The organism is Bacillus sp. P4_D3 (assembly GCF_056401855.1).
In genome coordinates, this window is record NZ_JBFUIN010000885.1 from 1 (window position 1) to 1,145 (window position 1,145).

Below are 1,145 nucleotides of genomic sequence, written 5' to 3' on the forward strand. Positions count from 1 at the left end.
GAAGAAGATAATTGATGCATTTGTTTTCGCATTTCTTCACTGTCACCTGAATTAGTCAACTCAAGTTTATCCCATAAAGTATGATTGTCATGTGCTTCCACATAAGTTAGCACCTGCTCCGGATCTTGATAAGTAGCCGAATTTGTATCGTAGTCAATACCTGCCGTAATACCTTTTTTAATACGGTCTTCCATGTTTTGCTTTCCATTTACAAAACCATTATCTTTATCCTCAAATACACTGCCTTTCAATCCATCACGTATATTATCGTTAAAATGAGCAATTCCTTTCATTTTCTCCGCATTTTTTTGATTTGCTTTCAATTCAGCTGCAAGAGGTGTATTTAAATCCCAGCCTTCTCCATGCAGAATAATAGAAGGATCAATTTGATTAACAGCTTTACGTATCTCATTCATCGTTTCAAAATCATGAATACCCATTAAATCAAAACGGAATCCATCTAAATTATATTCTTTTGCCCAGTATGTGACGGAATCCACCATAAATTTTCTCATCATCTTTCGTTCTGAAGCGGTATCATTCCCTACTCCAGTTCCATTTGCTAATGTTCCGTCGTCATTGTAACGATAATAGTAACCTGGAACTAACTTATGAAAATTTGATTCAGCGGCATTATACATATGGTTATATACTACGTCCATCACAATACGAAGGTTATTATCGTGCAGCACTTGAATCATTTGCTTTAATTCAGTTATTCGAACAGTCGGCTCATAAGGATTTGTAGAATAGGAGCCCTCTGGGACGTTGAAATTTTTCGGGTCATATCCCCAGTTATATTGTGGTTCATTTAAAGTTTCTTCATTTACCGAGGCATAATCAAATATCGGTAAAAACTGAACGTGAGTAACACCAAGATCTTTCATATGATCAAGTCCTGTTTTTACACCTTCAGGACCTTTTGTTCCTTTTTCTGTTACACCTAAATATTTCCCTTTATGCTTAATACCACTTTCAGGTTGAATGGAAAGATCGCGTACATGCAATTCATAAATAATAGCATCTTCCGGATTTTTAAATTTCGGTTTTTTGTTTGCTTTCCAATTTTTCGGATTTGTTTCTTTTAAATCAACGACTACACCTTTATCTCCATTTACAGAAGTAGCACGCACATACGGATCAAC

The 1,145-nt window shown here is 35.5% G+C and carries 1 protein-coding gene; it reads right to left on the minus strand.

Annotation, left to right across the window (positions count from 1 at the left end; genetic code table 11):
• Nucleotides 1-1,145 (minus strand): type I pullulanase (gene pulA / locus AC1DTM_RS27655; RefSeq protein WP_477001393.1); only part of this gene is annotated, 1,145 nt, incomplete at both ends.